At 60.3% G+C, this 20,016-nt stretch carries 20 protein-coding genes; 17 read left to right on the top strand and 3 right to left on the bottom strand.

Features of this window, described 5'->3' with window-relative positions; genetic code table 11:
• Positions 1 to 67: 67 nt before the first annotated feature.
• Positions 68 to 1,705, top strand: a complete 1,638-nt coding sequence (locus ACK6D9_RS13060; protein WP_412048836.1) for a CTP synthase — start codon at positions 68 to 70, stop codon at positions 1,703 to 1,705.
• A 190-nt stretch (positions 1,706 to 1,895) separates the two neighbouring features.
• Complete coding sequence (locus ACK6D9_RS13065) at positions 1,896 to 2,042, top strand: hypothetical protein (RefSeq protein ID WP_322989171.1); 147 nt, start codon at positions 1,896 to 1,898, stop codon at positions 2,040 to 2,042.
• Positions 2,043 to 2,087: 45 nt separating this feature from the next.
• Here ACK6D9_RS13065 and ACK6D9_RS13070 read toward each other — a convergent pair whose 3' ends face one another.
• Positions 2,088 to 2,741, bottom strand: a complete 654-nt coding sequence (locus ACK6D9_RS13070; protein WP_412048837.1) for a hypothetical protein — start codon at positions 2,739 to 2,741, stop codon at positions 2,088 to 2,090.
• Between the two features lie 1,229 nt (positions 2,742 to 3,970).
• On the opposite strand from ACK6D9_RS13070, the gene ACK6D9_RS13075 reads away from it, so the two are divergent.
• Positions 3,971 to 4,381 carry a hypothetical protein gene (locus ACK6D9_RS13075; protein ID WP_322989173.1) on the top strand — a complete coding sequence of 137 codons (411 nt, stop codon included), beginning with the start codon at positions 3,971 to 3,973 and terminating at the stop codon, positions 4,379 to 4,381.
• 61 nt (positions 4,382 to 4,442) lie between these two features.
• On the opposite strand, the gene ACK6D9_RS13080 is transcribed toward ACK6D9_RS13075, so the two are convergent.
• The gene (locus ACK6D9_RS13080; protein ID WP_322989174.1) at positions 4,443 to 5,312 is read right to left on the bottom strand and encodes a D-alanyl-D-alanine carboxypeptidase family protein; all 870 of its coding nucleotides are present in this window, start codon (positions 5,310 to 5,312) and stop codon (positions 4,443 to 4,445) included.
• Between the two features lie 129 nt (positions 5,313 to 5,441).
• Here ACK6D9_RS13080 and ACK6D9_RS13085 point away from each other — a divergent pair, with 129 nt between their 5' ends.
• Both ACK6D9_RS13085 and kdsA read left to right on the top strand, forming a co-directional pair.
• Positions 5,442 to 6,335: a VOC family protein gene (locus ACK6D9_RS13085; protein ID WP_412048838.1), complete on the top strand. Its 894-nt coding sequence runs from the start codon at positions 5,442 to 5,444 to the stop codon at positions 6,333 to 6,335.
• Positions 6,332 to 7,171, top strand: coding sequence for a 3-deoxy-8-phosphooctulonate synthase (gene kdsA, locus ACK6D9_RS13090; RefSeq protein WP_412048839.1), 840 nt, complete (start codon positions 6,332 to 6,334; stop codon positions 7,169 to 7,171). The genes ACK6D9_RS13085 and kdsA overlap by 4 nt, the downstream gene beginning before the upstream one ends.
• A gap of 91 nt (positions 7,172 to 7,262) precedes the next feature.
• On the opposite strand, the gene ACK6D9_RS13095 is transcribed toward kdsA, so the two are convergent.
• Positions 7,263 to 9,200 carry a methyl-accepting chemotaxis protein gene (locus tag ACK6D9_RS13095; protein ID WP_322989177.1) on the bottom strand — a complete coding sequence of 646 codons (1,938 nt, stop codon included), beginning with the start codon at positions 9,198 to 9,200 and terminating at the stop codon, positions 7,263 to 7,265.
• Positions 9,201 to 9,602: 402 nt separating this feature from the next.
• Here ACK6D9_RS13095 and eno point away from each other — a divergent pair, with 402 nt between their 5' ends.
• From eno to lipA, 12 genes are all read left to right on the top strand, one after another.
• Entirely contained in the window at positions 9,603 to 10,877 is a 1,275-nt protein-coding gene (eno, locus tag ACK6D9_RS13100) for a phosphopyruvate hydratase (RefSeq protein WP_412048840.1), read from the top strand.
• A gap of 166 nt (positions 10,878 to 11,043) precedes the next feature.
• Complete coding sequence (locus ACK6D9_RS13105; RefSeq protein ID WP_412048841.1) at positions 11,044 to 11,352, top strand: FtsB family cell division protein; 309 nt, start codon at positions 11,044 to 11,046, stop codon at positions 11,350 to 11,352.
• Between the two features lie 147 nt (positions 11,353 to 11,499).
• A complete protein-coding gene (gene pdhA / locus ACK6D9_RS13110) occupies positions 11,500 to 12,537 on the top strand; it encodes a pyruvate dehydrogenase (acetyl-transferring) E1 component subunit alpha (protein ID WP_322990275.1) in 1,038 nt (345 codons plus the stop codon).
• Positions 12,538 to 12,551: 14 nt separating this feature from the next.
• Positions 12,552 to 13,940 (top strand): pyruvate dehydrogenase complex E1 component subunit beta, encoded by a 1,389-nt coding sequence (locus ACK6D9_RS13115; protein WP_412048842.1) that lies wholly within the window; start codon positions 12,552 to 12,554, stop codon positions 13,938 to 13,940.
• A gap of 14 nt (positions 13,941 to 13,954) precedes the next feature.
• The gene (locus tag ACK6D9_RS13120; protein WP_412048843.1) at positions 13,955 to 15,304 is read left to right on the top strand and encodes a pyruvate dehydrogenase complex dihydrolipoamide acetyltransferase; all 1,350 of its coding nucleotides are present in this window, start codon (positions 13,955 to 13,957) and stop codon (positions 15,302 to 15,304) included.
• 33 nt (positions 15,305 to 15,337) lie between these two features.
• Entirely contained in the window at positions 15,338 to 15,892 is a 555-nt protein-coding gene (locus tag ACK6D9_RS13125; protein WP_412048844.1) for an HdeD family acid-resistance protein, read from the top strand.
• Between the two features lie 49 nt (positions 15,893 to 15,941).
• Positions 15,942 to 16,580: an SGNH/GDSL hydrolase family protein gene (locus ACK6D9_RS13130; RefSeq protein ID WP_412048845.1), complete on the top strand. Its 639-nt coding sequence runs from the start codon at positions 15,942 to 15,944 to the stop codon at positions 16,578 to 16,580.
• A 130-nt stretch (positions 16,581 to 16,710) separates the two neighbouring features.
• Positions 16,711 to 16,947, top strand: a complete 237-nt coding sequence (locus tag ACK6D9_RS13135) for a YdcH family protein (RefSeq protein WP_322990280.1) — start codon at positions 16,711 to 16,713, stop codon at positions 16,945 to 16,947.
• A gap of 75 nt (positions 16,948 to 17,022) precedes the next feature.
• Entirely contained in the window at positions 17,023 to 18,468 is a 1,446-nt protein-coding gene (lpdA, locus tag ACK6D9_RS13140; protein WP_412048846.1) for a dihydrolipoyl dehydrogenase, read from the top strand.
• Complete coding sequence (locus tag ACK6D9_RS13145; RefSeq protein ID WP_412048847.1) at positions 18,468 to 18,716, top strand: hypothetical protein; 249 nt, start codon at positions 18,468 to 18,470, stop codon at positions 18,714 to 18,716. Before lpdA ends, ACK6D9_RS13145 begins: the two co-directional genes overlap by 1 nt.
• On the top strand, positions 18,713 to 18,991 hold the full coding sequence (locus ACK6D9_RS13150; protein ID WP_412048848.1) for a GlsB/YeaQ/YmgE family stress response membrane protein: 279 nt from the start codon (positions 18,713 to 18,715) through the stop codon (positions 18,989 to 18,991). Before ACK6D9_RS13145 ends, ACK6D9_RS13150 begins: the two co-directional genes overlap by 4 nt.
• A 27-nt stretch (positions 18,992 to 19,018) precedes the next feature.
• On the top strand, positions 19,019 to 20,011 hold the full coding sequence (gene lipA, locus ACK6D9_RS13155) for a lipoyl synthase (protein WP_322991002.1): 993 nt from the start codon (positions 19,019 to 19,021) through the stop codon (positions 20,009 to 20,011).
• Positions 20,012 to 20,016 lie beyond the last annotated feature (5 nt).

Below are 20,016 nucleotides of genomic sequence, written 5' to 3' on the forward strand. Positions count from 1 at the left end.
GTAAAAACCGTCCTTCGATGTTTTTGGGGTGGCGGAATCACAGATCAAGGGATATCGATCCAAGCCCATGGCGCGATATGTATTCATCACTGGCGGCGTGGTCTCCTCGCTTGGCAAAGGTATAGCCTCAGCCGCCCTTGGCGCATTGCTGCAGGCCCGTGGTTATCGGGTGCGGCTGCGCAAACTCGACCCCTATCTCAATGTCGATCCGGGCACCATGAGCCCGACTCAGCACGGCGAGGTGTTCGTCACCGACGACGGCGCCGAGACCGATCTTGACCTGGGCCATTACGAACGCTTCACCGGGCGCTCGGCGGTCAAGTCTGACAACATCACCACCGGCCGGATCTACAAGGACATCATCGACAAGGAACGGCGCGGCGACTATCTCGGCGCGACCGTCCAAGTGATTCCGCACGTTACCAATGAAATCAAGAACTTCGTGCTCGATGGCAACGAGAATTATGATTTCGTGCTGTGTGAAATCGGCGGCACCGTCGGCGATATCGAGGCGATGCCTTTCATTGAGGCGATCCGGCAACTGGGCAATGACCTGCCGCGCGGCAATGCCGTCTATGTCCATCTCACGCTGATGCCGTGGATCGCCGCTGCCGGCGAACTTAAGACCAAGCCGACCCAGCATTCGGTCAAGGAACTGCAGGCGATGGGCATCGCGCCCGATCTGCTCCTGGTGCGTGCCGACCGCGAAATTCCCGCCGAAGAACGCCGCAAGCTCTCGCAGTTCTGCAATGTGCGTCCCTCTGCCGTGATCCAGGCGCTGGATGTGCCCTCGATCTACGATGTGCCGATCGCCTACCACAAGGAAGGCCTCGACACCGAAGTCCTGGCCGCCTTCGGCATCGACCCGGCGCCGGCGCCCCGCATGGCCGCCTGGGAAGCTGTTTCCGAGCGCATTCACAATCCCGAGGGCGAAGTCACCATCGCCATCGTCGGCAAGTACACAGGGCTGAAGGACGCCTACAAATCGCTCATCGAAGCGCTTTATCACGGTGGGATAGCCAACCGCGTCAAGGTCAATCTCGAATGGATCGAATCGGAGATCTTCGAGAAGGAAGACCCGTCGCCCTGGCTCGAAAAGGTCCACGGCATTCTGGTCCCCGGCGGCTTTGGCGAACGCGGTGCCGAAGGCAAGATCGCGGCGGCAAAATTTGCCCGCGAGCGCAAGGTTCCCTATTTCGGCATTTGTTACGGCATGCAGATGGCGGTGCTCGATGCGGCGCGCAATCTGGCTGGCATTGAAGACGCCATGTCCTCGGAATTTGACCGCAAGACCGGCACCCATGTGGTCGGCATCATGACTGAATGGCTCAAGGGAAATCAGCTTGAAAAGCGTGCGGCATCCGGCGATCTCGGCGGCACCATGCGGCTGGGCGCCTATCCGCACCCGCTCAAGGCTGGCACCCTGATTTCCGAGATCTACGGCTCCACCGAGGTCTCCGAGCGCCATCGCCATCGCTACGAGGTCAACATCGCCTTCAAGGATCAACTCGAAGCCGCCGGTCTGGTGTTTTCCGGCCTGTCTCCCGATGGCTTGTTGCCAGAGACGATTGAGTATCCGCGCGATGTCCATCCCTGGTTCATCGGCGTGCAGTACCACCCAGAGCTCAAGTCGAGGCCCTTGGAGCCGCACCCGCTGTTTGCGAGCTTCATCGAGGCGGCGCTGGAACAGTCACGCCTGGTGTAGAAGCCTTCTGGCGATTGTCGGCCTGTCACAGTTTCGCGTGGCTCGCTCGTTCGACCTTCGCTGAGCCCTGTATCACCGTTGCGTAGTTAAACGCGGGGGCGTGGCATTTATCGCTACGCCTCCGCTGCAAAACCGTGCAACACAGTGTCCGGGTCGCAAATCATCGTTTCACCCCAGGGACAATTCAGCCATGAGCCGCAACACCCTTTACATCGTCATTGCCGTGCTCGTCATCGGCGTTGCCATCATCGGCTTTCAGCTCTACCAGGAGCAACAAAAGCCATCCGGTGTCGAAATCAAGATTGGCGAAAGCGGCATATCGATCGAACAGAATTAGCTTGTTCCAAGGTGCCAGTTGGACGGGGACACGACACGTCCGTGTTTACAGCCCCGACCAGCCGCTCAGGGCGACCACCAGCGGCACCGGCGCCACCGCAAGAGTTACGATTGCCAGAAATGTCGATAACGGCACCACGCGGCTCATCCCGGTGATCATGGCAATGCCGCCGCCGCCGCCGATCAGCGAATTGCCGGGCAGGTTGAGTAGCACGATCAGCGCCAGCAGCCGATGCCTGAGCAGCCATGGCACGAGTCGGCGAGGCCCCTGTTGAGCCAAGTATAGCTTGCGGCCCTCCGCATCGAGCAGACTGAAGCGGGTGATCATCGCGTAAAGCCGCGTGAACCCGCGCGCCTTGACGAACGAAGCCAGCCGCGCGACCGGAACCAGTCGGCCGATGCCAAAGGCTAGGCACAGGGCCAGAACCGTGGCAACGTAGACAAAACCGGTTATTTTTGCTCCGAACACCATGATCAGCGCCATGCCGATTTCCGCTGCCGGCAGGAACGGGACCGACATCACCACCACATACAGGATCATGAAGCCGATGACCGCAGCCTGATAGGGGCTGGAATCCTGGCCGATGTTGGCGGCCAACAGGCTGTGCTCGATCGAGTGCGCAAGCCAGTTGCCACCGAAAACGAGGAGTACGTAAAACCCAACGAGCAACGCCAGCTTGACCAGTCCGCGCGCTGTCATCGGATCAGCCGGTGGGGATCATGCAGGTCTGTTGTCCACGCCATCGCCGTTTCTTCCCTATCAGAATCAATGCCATGCGCGCGCATCCTCGCGTCAGGGAACGTTAGCGCCCCGCCGCCTGCATTGCACTTCACATTGCCGTTCCCGACCGTGAACGCGCTTGCGGAGAGGCGCCGCTTAGATCGAAATAGCAAGGGCAGTCTGCATTTTGCCCTGAATATCGATGATTGCAGTGGCTCGAATCTCGGTTTGAGGGCAAGCCGGTTGACCGGGCGATGTGAACCCGGTCGGCAGGCATGGCGGCATGTCAGAAAAGGATAGGACGGCCAGCGTGTCCTCGCGGCAGCCGCGTGACGTCAATCAACAGCCCGACCCCGTTCTATAACTAACGGCGGTCGCGTCCCACCCCGCTTTTGGCAGATGATTGCGCCCCAGTCCAGAGCCGATCGAAACCGAGGGTGGTGGGACGCGGTTCTCGTCGGAAATACGCAGAAGAACTCCTGTCCAGAATATCTTGAAACGGCTGTATCCCGGCATTCGTGCAACAAAACAACACCGTTTTTTTCCACACCTTCGCAGCTGATGGCATCATCATTGTGCTCCCGCTGCCGGATGGAACGCGAACGCTTCGGACCAGGCGGGGGGAATGCCTCTCGGTGCTTGCCGTAACGTGCGGTTTGGGACGAGGGGAGGCGGTGACAATCGTGGTTCCGCTGGCAGTTCGCCTCTTGCTTGCATGGGCGCGGGCCAAGCCAGCCACCGGGTCGGCCTTCAGAACGACACTTGCCCCCGGGCGGGTGCGCGGGCTGGACACCGAAACGGGCCTGTGGCGGATTTGATTGTTCTTTTTGCAGTCGGGTTCGTGCCGGAATGCGCGGTGCAAGGCGCCTGCAATGGCCATCGTCCGGGCTGTTGCGGAAGCCGGTTTGCCGCCTGTCGGATGCGGACATCATCCGGCAAAGTTCGGACCGTGTGCGTGCTGCGCCACCCCCCACACTACCATTTCCCAGAGGCAAAGCCCGCACGCGGCCCTCCGGACCATCTTCTCCTCCATACCTCGGCGGTCTGCCGCGCGGGACCATTTTGCGTTGCCCGCCCGGATTGCCGCTCCTTCCGGCCATACTTGCCGCCAAATCGGAAGTTTGACACACTGCGACGCTGTGGTGCCCGCGCTGTCTCGGTACATTCAGCCAGAGGCGATATCGCCGCACCTGAGGAGGGGATCAGCCATGCGCAGTGTAAACGCAGTCCTGGCATCATTGGCGGCCGCCGCATTGGTCGTGCCGCTGTCGAGCCCGGCCCACGCCACCCAATCGATTTCCTGCACCGACATGAAAGAGGATTCCAGTGTCCACATCGTGCTCGGCGCCGGTCCGGTTCCCAATGTGCTGTCGGTGTCGATCGAGATGGGTGACTGGGAGTTGACCACCGATCCCAATCTGCCGGGAGATCTGGTGGTCAAGGCCCAGGATTTTGATGATGGCGAGGTCTTCCGCATTGATCTGATGGATCAGCAGGTAACCAAACGGGTTGCGGCGATCCGGCTGCTCCGGGCCGATCACGACACCATGCCCTTGCAACTCGGTTTCATTCAGATCGAGGATGATCCGCCGGTCGGCATTTCCTGCATCGGCCCGTAACTCACGAACTGTCGCACGTGTACTGCCGCCTTACGGATCAGGCAATCATCTGAAAAGTTGGCTACTTGGCCTTTTTCACAAAAGCCGACATCAACTGCGCCATGCGCTGATCGCGGATTTTGGCCTTGTCTTCGCCCATCACCACGCCGACCACCGACTTGCCGCCGCGGGTTACCGATGTGGCTAGATTGAAGCCCGATGCGCGGGTGTAGCCGGTCTTCAGTCCGTCGGCACCGGGAATCATCGCCATCGCCCGGTTGTGACCCTTGATGGTGCGTCCTGCCACCGTCACTTCGGTCTGGCTGAAATAGCCGTAATAATGCGGGAACGTGCGCCTCAGCGCGATCGACAGCCGCGCCATGTCGGTGGCGGTTGTCACCTGGCCGGGGTCAGGAAGCCCGGAGGCATTCTTGAAGGTGGTGCGGCTCATCCCCAGCGTGCGGGCTTTCGCCGTCATCATCTCGGCGAATCGGGCTTCCGAGCCACCGCCAAGAAATTCCGCCATGGCGGTCGCCACATCATTGGCGGATTTGACCACCAGCACCCGGATCGCGGTGTCGACGGGAATCGTCTGACCCGGCTTCAGCCCCAGTTTCGAGGGAGGCCGCCGGGCTGCATAGGCCGAAATCGGAATCAGCGTCTCGCGGGTGGCGCGGCCCTGGTCCATTGCCTCGAACATCAGGTACAGCGTCATCATCTTGGTCAGCGATGCCGGATAGCGCGTTTCATGCGCATTGGCGCCATAGAGCATCTTGCCGGATTTGGCATCGACCACGATCGCCGCATATTTATGTGGTGTCGGCGCTACCGAGGTGACGATCTCGTCGATCGAGCCGCCCGATGAGGCACAAGCCGAAAGCGCCAGCACCATCAGCAGCATGGAAATCGACACATAGCAGCGCTTCAGCGCCGCAGCAAAATGCCCGGTCAAAAGGCGTCCCCCAGTTTGTACAGGGCCTGAAATACCGGTTGGCCAGCTTTTCCGCAAGGCCTGCCCCACCGCAGTTGCGCCGCAGCAAGGCTTGCTGATATGGGGAGTGCCGAACGGAGAGCCAAATCCATGACGTCACCGCGAACCGCCAGACCGCTGGATCACCTTGTGTTGCCGGTCGAGGACCTGGAGAGTGCGCGCGCCCGCCATTCGGCGCTCGGCTTTACCGTGGCGGCAGAGGCCCGACATCCCTTCGGCACCGAAAACGCCTGCGTGTTTTTTGATGACGGAACCTATCTCGAACCGTTGGCGATTGCCTCGCGCGAGGAATGTGAGGCCGCGGCACGAAAGGGCAATGTCTTTGTCGCTCGTGATCAGGCTTACCGGTTCCGCAACGGCGACAATGGCTTCAGTGCTTTCGTGGTCGGGTCAAGCGACGCCGAAGCCGATCATGCCCGTTTCGTGGAACTGGGAATGTCCGGCGGCGATATGCTGGGCTTTTCGCGGGCAATGCGGATGCCCGACGGGACCAAACACGAAGCAAGCTTCAAGCTTGCCTTTGCCGCCGATCTGCGAGCGCCCGACATGTTCGGCTTCGCCGTCGAGCGCATCAATGTGCCGACCGCCGGTCACTCTGCCTTGAGCACCCACGCCAACGGCGTCATCGGCATTTCGGAAGTGGTCCTGTCTGAACCCAACCCTACCGATTTTCAGTATTTCATCCAGGAGCTTTGCGACAACCGTGAAGTCGACGCCAATTCCTTCGGCATGACCATCGAGCTTCAGCAGGCCTCCGTCACGGTTCTCAACAATGCCGGGCTCGAAGCCTATCTCGGCCTGACCGACCCGAGCGGCGCCCGCGGGCTGCGCACTCGTGCTGTTGTCTATCGGGTCACCAGCCTGGTCACCATCACCGAACTGCTGCACGAAAACGACGTCACCGTCCGCCAGGTCGGTGCCCGCCTGATGGTTGATCCTGCACCCGGTCAGGGCGCGATCTATTGTTTCGAGGAAATCCGATGAATGCTGCCAATTCAACCGTCAGCGCCGGCAGTGCCGTGTTTGGCAACGAACTCCCGCTGACGCTGATCGCCGGTCCGTGCCAGATGGAAAGCCGCGAGCACGCCTTCGAGATCGCAGGTCAACTCAAGGAAATCTGTGCCAATCTCGGCATCGGGCTGGTCTACAAATCATCCTTTGACAAGGCTAACCGCACCTCGCTGTCGGGCAAGCGTGGCCTCGGGCTGGACAAGGCGTTGGCGGTGTTTGCCGATCTCAAGGCCGAGTTCGGCCTGCCGGTCATCACCGATGTCCACACCGAAGAACAATGCGCAACGGTAGCTGATGTCGTCGACATCCTGCAGATCCCGGCTTTTCTCTGCCGGCAGACCGATCTGCTGATCGCTGCCGCCAGAACCGGCCGCGTGATCAACGTCAAGAAGGGCCAGTTCCTGGCGCCCTGGGACATGAAGAATGTGCTCGCCAAGATCACCGACAGCGGCAATTCCAATGTGCTGATGACCGAGCGCGGCGCTTCCTTCGGCTACAACACGCTGGTCAGCGATATGCGCGCATTGCCGATCATGGCCGCGATGGGCGCGCCGGTGGTTTTCGATGCCACCCATTCAGTACAGCAGCCCGGCGGGCAGGGTGGTTCGACCGGTGGTCAGCGCGAATTTGTCGAGACGCTCGCCCGCGCCGCCGTCGCCGTCGGGGTTGCCGGCGTGTTCATCGAGACCCATGAGGATCCCGACAACGCGCCCTCTGACGGTCCCAACATGGTGCCGCTCAAGGACATGCCGCGCTTGCTCGATACGCTGATGGCGTTTGATGCCGTGGCAAAGCGCGCCGCCTCCTGATCCAGATCTGTCTGGATTGTTGAGTGCGCAAGAAAAAGGCCACCGGATTATCCCCGGTGGCCTTGCCTGTTCTATGATGTGAGCCATGCGCTCAGAACTCGCTCCAGTTCTCCTGCTTGGCGGCAGTTGCCGCACCACCAAGGCCGAAGGCAGAGGCCACCTTGGCACCCAGCGCGCGCGCAGGCGACAGCGCCGGTTTCGATCCGGAGGTCGCGGTTACCAGCGCTGCATGGCCTGCACCAGAGCCGGAATCGGTCTTGAAGCGGCCTACCAGACCCTCGAGCTTCACGGCTTCACCGGAAAGGTCCTGGGTGGCGGCATTGGTCTCTTCGACCATGGCCGCGTTCTGCTGGGTTACCTGGTCCATCTGGTTGACCGCCGAGTTGATCTCGGCCAGCGCCGTCGACTGTTCGCGTGCACCGGTGACAATCGAGATGATGTGATCGTTGATCCGGTTTACCTGGGTTTCGATTTCCTTGAGCGCCGAGCCGGTCTCATTGACCAGCGACACGCCGGAGGCGACCTGGGTCGAGGAAGTCTCGATCAGGGTCTTGATTTCCTTGGCCGCCGTTGCGGAGCGTTGCGCCAGTTCGCGAACCTCCTGGGCAACCACGGCAAACCCTCTTCCGGCCTCGCCGGCGCGCGCTGCCTCGACGCCTGCGTTGAGCGCCAGCAGGTTGGTCTGGAAGGCGATGTCATCGATGACTGAAATGATCTGGCTGATCTGCCGTGCGGAAGCCTCGATTTTTTCCATCGCCGAGATGGCATCGTGAACCACCGTGGCCGATTTCTCGGCGCCGGCCTTCGCGGTTCCGACCATCTGGCTGGCCTCGTCCGCCCGCTGCGACGAACTCTTCACCGTCGCGGTGATTTCGTCGAGCGCGGCTGCGGTTTGTTCGAGCGAAGCTGCCTGTTGCTCGGTGCGGCGCGACAGGTCGTCCGCCGCGTTGCCGATTTCCGAAGACGACATCCGCACCGAGTTGGTTGTCGTCGAAATATCGCGCAGCGTGGAATTCAGCACTTCGATGGAGGAATTGAACTCGGAACGGAGTTTTTCGTATTCGGGTGCGAAAGTGTCGTTGATGCGGTAGGTCAGATTGCCGCCCGACAGGTTTTCGAGACCGGTGGTGAGCGCCTCGATGACGCGAACCCGTTCGGCCTCTTCCTTGGCCTTGTGGGCGGCGTTGGCTGCGTCGAGTTCGTCTTTCTCGCGGCGGGCTGTCTCGCTTTGCTCGCGTGCCGCGTTGCGTTCCATCGCTGCGTCACGGAAATAGGCAACGGACTGCGCCATTTCGCCGATTTCATCGTCGCGCTCGGCATAGGGCACGTCGCGATTGTAGTCCCCGTCGGAAAGCACCTGCATGTAGTCCTTCATGGCCGTCAGCGGCACGATCGCGCGCTGGCGGAAGAGAAACAGCCCTGCCAGGAAAAGCACGACAGTGCCGATGCTGGCCACCAGTGCGATCAGCGAAAACAACTTATCGTCAGCCGCGGCCTGTGCGCGGACCCGTTGATCATGTGCCGACAACTGGGCAGCCATTTCCTTGACAGCGGTATCGCTGGCCAGGAATGCGGAGCGCAACTCACCCAGTGTGATCGTCGCCGTAGGCATGTCCATGTCAATGATGGCAGGCACAAAGGTGCCGTTCATGATTTCCCAGTAGCGCTCGCCCTCGCTCACGGCACCGGTCTTGAGGTGATCGATCAGCGCGCTATTGTACCCCGATCCCAACCAGTAATCCCTGCGTGTCTTGTACTCTTCATACAATTCACCGATTCGCGCCGCGTTATGTTCAGCGATGGTCGGGTGCACCATCGCTTCATTGGCCAGCATGTAGGATTCCACCACGTAGAGTGGCGGCGGCAGGATGTCGGCAAGCAGATCCTTGCTGTCAACGATATCGGTATAGACCGGCCCGGTGACCTTGAGGTCTTCATAGATGAATTTCTGCAAGCCGAAGGCCGCGGTCAATCCGAGTGTGACCGTGACCGCTAGCAGCACCAGGCTTCGCGATATGTTGAGTTTCATGACGTCCTCTTGGGAAATGCTGATCAGGGTGGAGAAGCGAGGTGGTCATGCCCGCACCTGCTGGCAGCCCCTCACCAGTTCGATACCGCGGACGATGACGCCGCGTTCGGGAGAGGCTTCATGCCATTGCCAACCGATCGATGACCGATATTGGCAACCCTGTTGTCCAGTGGATTGTTAGGGCAATGTCGGTTAGCGGAGTCTTAATTCGGCAGCGAATCCGGTAAATATGTACTGGATCACCGAGGTTGTTGACGCGCTGACAGCCGGCAGATGCATATAATTCGCGCGCCGGGCCAAGCTATTTCTGTCTGTGCCGCGCATTTGATTTTCAGGTGCTTTGCGGTAAGAACGCGCAACGCCGGAATGGCGCTTGTCCCAAGCCATACAAGGAACCAAGTCATGACCGCCATTATTGATATTGTTGGACGGGAAATTCTCGACAGCCGCGGCAATCCCACGGTTGAAGTCGATGTTCATCTTGAAGATGGTGCCATGGGCCGCGCAATGGTTCCCTCCGGTGCGTCGACCGGCGCCCATGAAGCCGTCGAATTGCGCGATGGCGGCAGCCGTTATCTTGGCAAGGGCGTGGAAAAGGCCGTCGCTTCGGTCAATGGCGAGCTGCGCGAAAACATCTGCGGCATGGACGCCGAAGGCCAGATCGCCCTCGACCGGGCTATGATCGAGCTCGATGGCACCGCCAACAAGAGCAAACTCGGCGCCAACGCCATTCTCGGTGTGTCGCTGGCAGCAGCCCGGGCCGCTGCGCAATCGAGCGGCCTGCCGCTCTACCGCTATGTCGGCGGCGCCAATGCACGGCTGCTGCCGGTTCCGATGATGAACATCATCAATGGCGGTGCGCATGCTGACAACCCGATTGATTTTCAGGAATTCATGATCATGCCTGTGGGCGCTTCCAGCCTGCGCGAGGCGGTGCGCATGGGGTCCGAAGTGTTCCACACCCTGCGCAAGGAACTTGCTGCTGACGGTCACAACACCAATGTTGGCGACGAGGGTGGGTTCGCGCCGAACTTGAAGAGCGCGCCCGAAGCGCTCGATTTCATCATGAAGTCGATTGAAAAGGCCGGCTATCGTCCGGGCGAAGATATCCATCTCGCGCTCGACCCTGCCTCGACCGAATTCTTCAAGGATGGCAAATATGATCTGGCAGGCGAGGGGCGTGTTCTCGAAAGCGCGGAAATGGCTGCCTATTACGCCGAGCTCGTCGCCAAGTACCCGATCATCTCGATTGAAGACGGCATGGCCGAAGATGACTGGGAAGGCTGGAAGACGCTCACCGACATGATTGGCGACAAGTGCCAGCTGGTCGGTGATGATCTGTTCGTCACCAACTCTGCGCGGCTGCGTGACGGTATCAAGATGGGCGTCGCCAATTCGATCCTGATCAAGGTCAACCAGATCGGCACGCTGTCGGAAACCCTTGATGCGGTCGAGATTGCGCACAAGGCCGGTTATACTGCGGTAATGAGCCATCGCTCGGGTGAGACCGAAGATTCCACCATCGCCGATCTCGCCGTCGCCACCAATTGCGGCCAGATCAAAACCGGCTCGCTGTCGCGCTCCGACCGGCTGGCCAAGTACAACCAGCTGATCCGCATCGAAGAAGAACTCGGCGTCGAAGCGGCCTATGCCGGTGCTTCGATCCTGCGCGGATAATCGCTGCACGCCAACCGCCGGCGATTGTCGCCTCAACCTTGAAAGCCCGCATCCGGATGCGGGCTTTCTTTCTTGCCTCGCCCGCGCCAATGTCGGGCTGCGGCTAACGCTATATTAAGCATGGCCTGCCATTCTGCGCCCCTCGCAGGGGTAAGGCGTTTAACGAATGCGGACTAAATTCAGAAAACAGCGGAGATGGGGCGGGTGGGTAATCCCGGTGCTCTCGTTGGGCTGTTTCACCTATTTCGGATTTCATTCCTGGTCGGGGGCCTATGGTCTCAACTCGGCAGAGGCGCTGGAGATCCGTCGCGTGGATTTGACGGAACAGCTTGCAAGCTTGACCGAACGCAGGCAACATCTCGAAAGGCAAGTCCTGTTGCTCAGCGACGGCGCAGTGGAAGCGGACATGCTTGATGAGCGGGCGCGGTTTCTGCTGAATGTCGCCCGCGAGGACGAGGTTGTCTATTTCAATTGATTTAGATTGTTAACTTGATTCAGGTTAATTCGACTATTTGACATATAAAACAATGGCATAGGCAGCATGCCAGCCATGCATTTATGCGCTTGCTGCTTTTAGCATATTTCCCTATGGTCAATTCAGATTTCCACTGGGAGGATGACAATGGCTCCACGTAAAAGCGCGCCAGCCGCATCTCGCAAAAAACCAGCCGCAAAAAGCGGTCTGAGTGGCGGGATTACCGACTTCGACAAGTCCACCGAACTTGAAGCCTATCGCGAAATGTTGCTGATCCGGCGCTTTGAAGAGAAGGCTGGCCAGCTTTACGGCATGGGTTTCATTGGCGGCTTCTGCCATCTCTATATCGGCCAGGAAGCGGTCGTTATCGGCATGCAGATGGCGCTCAAGGACGGAGATCAGGTGATCACCGGCTATCGTGACCATGGTCACATGCTGGCCACCGGCATGGAAGCGCGCGGCGTGATGGCTGAGCTGACCGGCCGCCGGGGAGGCTACTCCCACGGCAAGGGCGGCTCGATGCACATGTTCTCCAAGGAAAAGAATTTCTACGGCGGCCACGGCATCGTCGGCGCCCAGGTGTCGCTCGGCACCGGCCTGGCTTTTGCCAACAAATACCGCGGCAACGACAATATCTCCGTGGCCTATTTCGGTGATGGCGCAGCCAACCAGGGCCAGGTCTACGAGAGCTTCAACATGGCGGCACTCTGGAAGCTGCCGGTAATCTACATCATCGAGAACAACCGTTACGCCATGGGAACCTCGGTCTCCCGTGCTTCCGCGCAGACCGACTTTTCAATACGCGGTCTGTCTTTCGGCATTCCCGGTCATCAGGTTGATGGCATGGACGTGCGTGCGGTGCATGCGGCTGCGGTGGAAGCTGTCGCCCATTGCCGCGCCGGCAAGGGGCCGATCATTCTGGAAATGATGACCTATCGCTATCGCGGTCACTCGATGTCCGATCCGGCGAAGTACCGCAGCAAGGACGAGGTCCAGAAGATGCGCGCCGAACACGACCCGATCGAACAGGTCAAGGCCCGTATCCTTGAGCTCAAGCATGCCAGTGAGGAAGAACTCAAGGGCATCGACAAGAAAGTGCGCGATGTGGTGGCGGACGCGGCGGACTTCGCCCAGGCCGACAAGGAGCCGGATCCGTCCGAGCTCTACACCGACATTCTGCTTTAAGGGGAGGGAACACCATGCCGATTGATATCCTGATGCCCGCGCTTTCCCCGACGATGGAAGAAGGCACGCTGTCGAAATGGCTCAAGAACGAGGGCGACAAGGTCGCCTCGGGCGATGTGCTGGCCGAAATTGAAACCGACAAGGCGACCATGGAAGTGGAAGCCATTGATGAGGGCGTGCTCGGCAAGATCGTCGTTCCCGCCGGCACCGAAAATGTAAAGGTCAACGCCGTCATCGCGGTGATCCTGGAAGAAGGCGAGAGCGCCTCCGACATTGGTTCCGCAAAGCCTGCGCAAGCGGATCCTGCGCCTGCTGCGGAAGAGCCCAAAACCGATGCTGCGGCTCCTGTGCCTGCCGCCCCGAAGGCACCGGTTGCAAATGCCACTGCTTCCGATCCGGATACTCCGGAAGGCACGGAAATGGTGCCGACCACCGTGCGCGAAGCGCTGCGTGATGCCATGGCCGAGGAAATGCGCGCCAATGAGGATGTCTTCCTCATGGGTGAGGAAGTGGCCGAGTACCAGGGCGCCTACAAGATCTCCCAGGGATTGTTGGCCGAATTCGGCGCGCGCCGCGTTGTCGACACCCCGATTACCGAGCACGGTTTCACGGGTATCGGTGTTGGTGCGGCCATGGCCGGTCTCCGGCCCATCGTCGAGTTCATGACCTTCAATTTCGCCATGCAGGCGATCGACCAGATCATCAACTCCGCCGCCAAGACGCTGTACATGTCTGGTGGCCAGATGGGCGCGCCGATCGTGTTCCGCGGCGCCAATGGCGCGGCAGCCCGCGTTGGCGCCCAGCACTCCCAGTGCTATGCCGCCTGGTACAGCCATATTCCGGGCCTCAAGGTGGTCATGCCCTATACCGCGGCAGACGCCAAGGGCCTGCTCAAGGCCGCGATCCGCGATCCCAACCCGGTGATCTTCCTCGAAAACGAGATCATGTACGGTCATACCTTCGATGTGCCGAAGATGGATGATTTCGTGCTGCCGATCGGCAAGGCCCGCATCCACAAGCAGGGCAAGGATGTCACCATCGTCTCCTTCGGTATCGGCATGAACTATGCGGTCAAGGCAGTCGAAGAACTCTCCGGTCTCGGCATCGATGTCGAGCTGATCGATCTGCGCACCATCCGTCCGATGGATCTTCCGACCGTGATCGAGAGCGTCAAGAAAACCGGCCGTCTGGTCACCGTCGAGGAAGGCTATCCGCAGTCCTCCGTCGGAACCGAGATCGCCACGCGCGTGCAGCAGCAGGCGTTTGATTATCTCGACGCGCCGATCATCACCATCGCGGGCAAGGATGTTCCGATGCCCTACGCCGCAAACCTCGAGAAACTGGCCCTTCCAAATGTGGGCGAGATTGTCGAGGCGGTCAAAGCCGTCACCTACACGGCGTAAGGGAGGACTGAAAGATGCCCATCAACATCACAATGCCTGCCCTGTCGCCGACCATGGAGGAGGGCAACCTCGCCAAATGGCTGGTCAAGGAGGGCGACAAGGTCTCCTCCGGTGACGTTCTCTGCGAAATCGAGACCGACAAGGCAACGATGGAAGTCGAAGCCATCGATGAAGGCACGGTTGCCAAGCTGGTGGTTCCGGCCGGGACCGAAGGCGTCAAGGTCAACGCCGTGATCGCCATACTCGCCGCTGAAGGCGAAAGCGTCGAGGACGCTGCCAAGGCTGGTGGCGACGCGCCTGCGGCAAAGCCAGCCGAAGCGCCCGCGGAGGCACCCAAGGCTGCAGCCGCGCCGACAGCAGACAACAAGCCGATCCGCGACGCCAATCCCGCAGCACCCGCAGCCCCGCCGGCGCCGGTGGCAGCATCTGGCGAGCGGACGTTCTCCTCGCCGCTGGCACGCCGCATCGCCAAGGATGCCGGCGTCGATGTTGCCCAGGTTTCGGGCTCCGGCCCGCACGGACGTGTGGTCAAGCGTGACGTCGAGGCGGCGATTGCTTCGGGCACCGGAAAGGCCGCAGCAGCGCCGCAGGCAACTGCCGCAGCCCCTGCTGCCGCGCCCAAGGGCATGTCCGGCGACGCCGTGCTCAAGAACTTCGCCGAAGGCTCCTACGAACTGGTCAAGCACGACGGCATGCGCAAGGTCATTGCCCGCCGGCTGCAGGAATCCAAGCAGACGATCCCGCATTTCTACGCCACCGTCGATTGCGAACTTGATGCGCTGCTGGCCCTGCGTTCGCAGCTCAACAAGGCAGCCCCGGTCAAGGACGACAAGCCCGCCTACAAGCTCTCGGTCAACGACATGGTGATCAAGGCCTTGGCGCTGGCTCTGCGCGACGTGCCCGATGCCAATGTCTCCTGGACCGAGGAAAACATGGTGATGCACAAGCACTCCGATGTCGGGGTCGCTGTCTCGATCCCCGGCGGGCTGATCACCCCGATCATCCGCTCGGCCGAGACCAAGACCCTGTCGGCCATCTCCAACGAGATGAAAGACATGGGCAAGCGCGCCAAGGAAAAGAAGCTCAAGCCCGAGGAATATCAGGGCGGCACCACAGCGGTATCGAATATGGGCATGATGGGGGTGAAGAGTTTCTCCGCCGTCATCAACCCGCCGCATGCCACCATTCTGGCCGTCGGCGCTGGCGAAAAGCGCCCTGTGGTCAAGGATGACACTTTGGCAATCGCCACGGTGATGAGCGTGACGCTGTCGACCGACCACCGTGCTGTTGATGGTGCGCTCGGCGCTGAACTGCTGGCAGCCTTCAAGGGCTATATTGAAAGCCCGATGGGGATGCTGGTCTGAGAGACGTGACGATCAACGCTGGAGAGCGCGACAATGGCTGACAATGGTTTAAACGCGGGTTTTGGCAAGGCCTGGATCTGGATGGCGCTTCTGGCCGTCATCTGCATTGTCGGTGGCTTCATGGCACTGCTCAATCCGTTTGGGGCAACCATCTTCGCGGTCACGCTTGCCGGTTGGGTCTTTCTGCTTCAGGGCGCCTTGCAGGTCGTATCTGCATTCCGCACCCGTGACTGGCCTGGCTTCATCTGGTCGCTCGGCCTGGGTGTGCTTTCGCTCATCGTCGGCGTGGTGCTGGTGGTCAATCCGCTGGCAGGCAGCATCTCGCTGACGCTGCTGGTGGCAATCCTGTTCCTAGTGACCGGGGTTGCCAAGCTGATGTTCGCGCTATCGCTGCGGCCGTTCGGTGGTTGGGGCTGGGGCGTTCTCTCCGGCCTCATATCGCTAGTGCTCGGCGTCTTGATCCTCTCCGATTTTCCCGAGTCCGCCGCTGCCATTCTCGGCCTGCTGCTCGGCATCGAATTGGTTTCCAACGGGGTCCTGTTCCTGTTCGTGGCGCTGGGGCTTCGCAAGCTGAGCGGTGGAATTTGAGCAAGGGCCTCACACACACGGTGGTCCGGTCTGCTGAAATGAGGGCACCATGAAGACCGTGCTTTGTTATGGCGACAGCCTGACCTGGGGGTACGATCCGGCGACCCGGACGCGTCACCCGCTTGAGGATCGCTGGCCGACGGTATTGGCGAACGCCTTGGGCGAGGGCGTTCATGTGGTGGCCGACGGGCTCAATGGCCGCACCACCGCATTTGACGATTATACCGGTGACTGCGACCGCAACGGTGCGCGCACGCTGCCCACCGCATTGCATGCTCACGCTCCGCTCGATCTGGTGATCATCATGTTGGGCGCCAACGACATGAAACCGCATCTGGCCGCCACCGCCCATGCCGCATCAAAAGGTGTGCGCCGCCTGCTCGAGATCGTCCGACTGCACGGTTGGCCGGTCGAGCAGGAGCCGCCGCAGATCCTCGTGGTCTCGCCACCAGCGCTGGTTGAGGCTGCCGATCCGGATTTCGCGGCGATGTTTGAGGGTGGGATCACGCAGTCGGCGATGCTGGCTTCGTTTTACGCCGATCTCGCCGATGAGGCAGGCGCCGGGTTTTTCGATGCCGGTTCTGTGGCAGAATGTTCGACGATTGACGGCGTCCATCTCGATGCTGCCAACAGTCGCGCCGTTGGCCGCGGCCTGGCGCCGGTGGTTCGGCTGTTGCTGGGGCAATAAAAACAAGGATGTCGCCACACTAACAGCGATTTAATCGTTGAGACGGCAATCGAATTGACAAGGGTCAAGGAGAAGACAGAGCGCGGGCGGTTAGACTGAATTCATCTTACACCCATACAGGAGATGATGGATGTCGAACACGCCCCACGAATTGACGGAGGAGTTTCCCGAACACCTCGCGAAGCTGCAGGAATTGAAGCTCGGCGATGCCCATTTTGCCAAGCTTTCCGACGCCTATCACGAGGTCAACCGGGCAATTCACCGGGCAGAAACGGATATTGAGCCAACCAGCGATGCGCACATGGAAGAAATGCGCAAGGAACGGATGAAGCTCAAGGATGAAATCTACGGGATGCTGACGGCCTAGAACAGTCCGGATACGCCCGTACCGATGGCAGGGCGGATGCTGAACCGTCCGCCCTGACTTTAGAGGAGACGAGGCGTGTCAAACACTTACGACGTGATCATCATTGGTTCCGGTCCCGGCGGCTACATTGCGGCCATCCGTGCCGCCCAGTTGGGCCTGAAGACTGCCGTGGTTGAGCGCGAGCATCTGGCTGGCATTTGCTCCAACTGGGGCTGCATCCCGACCAAGGCGCTGCTGCGCTCGGCCGAAGTGCTGCATCTCTCCGAACACGCCAAGAATTACGGCCTCAAGCTTGAAGGCACCGTGACGCCCGATATCGAAGCCATCGTCAAGCGCTCGCGCGGCATTGCCGAGCGGATGAATGGCGGGGTCGGCTTCTTGATGAAGAAGAACAAGGTCGACATCATCTGGGGCGAGGCAAAGCTCACCAAGCCCGGGGAGATCGTGGTGTCCAAAACCACCAAGAAGATCGTCGAGCCGCAGGGCCCTATTCCCAAGAATACCTTGGGTGAGGGCACTTACACCGCCAAGCACATCATCGTTGCTACCGGTGCGCGGCCCCGCGCCTTGCCGGGCATCGAGCCCGACGGCAAGCTGATCTGGACCTATTTCGATGCGATGAAGCCCGAGAAAATGCCGAAATCGCTGCTGGTGATGGGCTCAGGCGCGATCGGCATCGAGTTCGCCTCGTTCTACCGCACCATGGGTGTGGACGTGACCGTGGTCGAAGTCATGAAAACCGTCATGCCGGTCGAGGATGCCGAAATTTCGGCCTTCGCCAAGAAGCAGTTCGACAAGCAGGGCATGAAGATCCTGCTCGAAGCAAAGGTCACCAAGGTCGACAAGGCTGCCGATTCGATCACCGCCCATGTTGAACTGAAAGACGGCAAAGTCGAGAAGATCACCGCCGACCGGATGATCTCGGCTGTCGGCGTACAGGGCAACATCGAGAATATCGGCCTTGAAGCGCTTGGCGTCAAAACCGATCGCGGCTGCATTGTTATTGACGGCTACGGCAAGACCAACGTGCCCGGCATTTACGCCATCGGCGATGTCGCCGGTCCGCCGATGCTGGCCCACAAGGCCGAGCACGAGGCTGTCATCTGCGTCGAGAAAATCGCCGGCCTGCCCAATGTTCACCCGATGGACAAACTCAAGATCCCCGGCTGCACCTATTGCAATCCGCAGGTCGCTTCCGTCGGCCTGACCGAAGCCAAAGCCAAGGAACTGGGCCGCGAAATCCGCGTCGGCCGCTTCCCGTTCGTTGCCAACGGCAAGGCGATTGCGCTGGGGGAAGACCAGGGCATGGTCAAGACCATCTTCGACAAGAAGACCGGCGAACTTTTGGGTGCGCATCTGGTCGGCGCAGAAGTCACCGAACTGGTACAGGGCTTCGTCGTGGCGATGAATCTGGAGACCACCGAGGAAGACCTGATGCACACCATCTTCCCGCATCCGACGATTTCCGAGACGCTCAAGGAAAGCGTGCTCGATGCCTATGACCGTGCACTGAACGCCTGATGGCCGCTCTGGTGCCGCGTCCCGTGGTCCTGTCCACACTGGGAGGCGCCGTGCTTGGCGCCCTTGGCGGCTGGGCTGCGATTATCGGTCGCGGTGCGGTCGAACTCGGCGCGACCCGGCTCGAAGGGCTTGTCGGAATTGTCGCTGTTGCGGCGCTGCTGGCATTGATGGGGCTGATGCTCGGCCTTATCTTGATGTTGATCATGCGCAGCTTGCGCGCCGCAGCCAGCCAGGACCGTAGAAAATGATGGATCAGCAAATGGAATTCATGACGATGCCCGGCGTCGGCTTTCTCGGCCTGTTGCTGATCGGTCTGATTGCCGGCTATGTCGCCGAGCGCGCCATGAACCGTGATCACGGCCTGCTGACCAACATGCTGGTCGGAATCGCCGGTTCATTTGTCGGCGGCGCTCTGGCGGGCGTACTCAACATCAACTATTACGGATTTGCCGGAAATCTGTTGGTCGCCATTGTTGGCGCCCTCCTGATTCTCTGGGTCTTCGGTCGCGCCAAGCGCACCTGAAACCCGCGAACAAAAAGGACCCTCCCGATGGTCACAATTCTCGACGTCACTACCGCTGATTTCAAGCCCGAAGCCAAGCGCATTCGGCATCCGGAAAAACAGAACCGCCCGGATACCGAGGTCAAGCGCAAGCCGGACTGGATTCGCGTGAAGGCACCGACGTCGAAGGGCTACCAGGAGACCCGCAGCATCGTCAAAGAGAACAAGCTGGTGACCGTGTGCGAGGAAGCCGGCTGCCCCAATATCGGCGAATGCTGGGAGAAGAAGCACGCCTCGTTCATGATCATGGGCGAGATCTGCACCCGCGCCTGCGCCTTCTGCAACGTCTCGACCGGCAAGCCCAATGCGCTCGACATGAACGAGCCGGAAAATGTCGCCAACGCCGTCAAGCAGATGGGGCTCACCCATGTGGTCATCACCTCGGTCGACCGCGATGATCTCGATGATGGCGGCGCTGAACATTTCGAAAAGGTGATCTGGGCGATCCGCAAGGCATCACCATCGACCACCATCGAGATCCTGACACCTGACTTCCTGCGCAAGCCCGGCGCGCTGGAGCGCGTTGTCGCCGCCAAGCCTGACGTCTTCAACCACAATCTCGAAACCGTGCCATCCAACTACCTTACAGTGCGGCCGGGCGCGCGCTATTTCCATTCGATCCGCCTGCTGCAGAAGGTCAAGGAACTCGATCCGACGATGTTTACCAAGTCGGGCATCATGGTGGGGCTCGGCGAGACTCGCAACGAAGTGCTGCAACTGATGGACGACCTGCGGGTTGCTGACGTTGATTTCATCACCATCGGCCAGTACCTGCAGCCGACCCGCAAGCACCACGAAGTCATGAGCTTCGTCACACCAGACGAATTCAAGAGCTACGAGACCATCGCCTACACCAAAGGCTTCCTGATGGTGTCGGCCAGCCCGCTGACCCGCTCATCACACCATGCCGGCGATGATTTTGCCCGGCTCAGGGAAAACCGCGCGAAAAAATTTGCAGGTGCCACGGCCGCTGTTCTTTAACGGTC

The organism is Hoeflea sp. Naph1, assembly GCF_046837775.1.
Lineage (GTDB): Bacteria > Pseudomonadota > Alphaproteobacteria > Rhizobiales > Rhizobiaceae > Hoeflea.

Coding starts and splice junctions, on each gene's coding strand:
- ACK6D9_RS13060 (WP_412048836.1), top strand. CDS start 68: ATGGCGCGATATGTATTCATCACTGGCGGCGTGGTCTCCTCGCTTGGC.
- ACK6D9_RS13065 (WP_322989171.1), top strand. CDS start 1,896: ATGAGCCGCAACACCCTTTACATCGTCATTGCCGTGCTCGTCATCGGC.
- ACK6D9_RS13070 (WP_412048837.1), bottom strand. CDS start 2,741: ATGACAGCGCGCGGACTGGTCAAGCTGGCGTTGCTCGTTGGGTTTTAC.
- ACK6D9_RS13075 (WP_322989173.1), top strand. CDS start 3,971: ATGCGCAGTGTAAACGCAGTCCTGGCATCATTGGCGGCCGCCGCATTG.
- ACK6D9_RS13085 (WP_412048838.1), top strand. CDS start 5,442: ATGACGTCACCGCGAACCGCCAGACCGCTGGATCACCTTGTGTTGCCG.
- kdsA (WP_412048839.1), top strand. CDS start 6,332: ATGAATGCTGCCAATTCAACCGTCAGCGCCGGCAGTGCCGTGTTTGGC.
- ACK6D9_RS13095 (WP_322989177.1), bottom strand. CDS start 9,200: ATGAAACTCAACATATCGCGAAGCCTGGTGCTGCTAGCGGTCACGGTC.
- eno (WP_412048840.1), top strand. CDS start 9,603: ATGACCGCCATTATTGATATTGTTGGACGGGAAATTCTCGACAGCCGC.
- ACK6D9_RS13105 (WP_412048841.1), top strand. CDS start 11,044: ATGCGGACTAAATTCAGAAAACAGCGGAGATGGGGCGGGTGGGTAATC.
- pdhA (WP_322990275.1), top strand. CDS start 11,500: ATGGCTCCACGTAAAAGCGCGCCAGCCGCATCTCGCAAAAAACCAGCC.
- ACK6D9_RS13115 (WP_412048842.1), top strand. CDS start 12,552: ATGCCGATTGATATCCTGATGCCCGCGCTTTCCCCGACGATGGAAGAA.
- ACK6D9_RS13120 (WP_412048843.1), top strand. CDS start 13,955: ATGCCCATCAACATCACAATGCCTGCCCTGTCGCCGACCATGGAGGAG.
- ACK6D9_RS13125 (WP_412048844.1), top strand. CDS start 15,338: ATGGCTGACAATGGTTTAAACGCGGGTTTTGGCAAGGCCTGGATCTGG.
- ACK6D9_RS13130 (WP_412048845.1), top strand. CDS start 15,942: ATGAAGACCGTGCTTTGTTATGGCGACAGCCTGACCTGGGGGTACGAT.
- ACK6D9_RS13135 (WP_322990280.1), top strand. CDS start 16,711: ATGTCGAACACGCCCCACGAATTGACGGAGGAGTTTCCCGAACACCTC.
- ACK6D9_RS13145 (WP_412048847.1), top strand. CDS start 18,468: ATGGCCGCTCTGGTGCCGCGTCCCGTGGTCCTGTCCACACTGGGAGGC.
- ACK6D9_RS13150 (WP_412048848.1), top strand. CDS start 18,713: ATGATGGATCAGCAAATGGAATTCATGACGATGCCCGGCGTCGGCTTT.
- lipA (WP_322991002.1), top strand. CDS start 19,019: ATGGTCACAATTCTCGACGTCACTACCGCTGATTTCAAGCCCGAAGCC.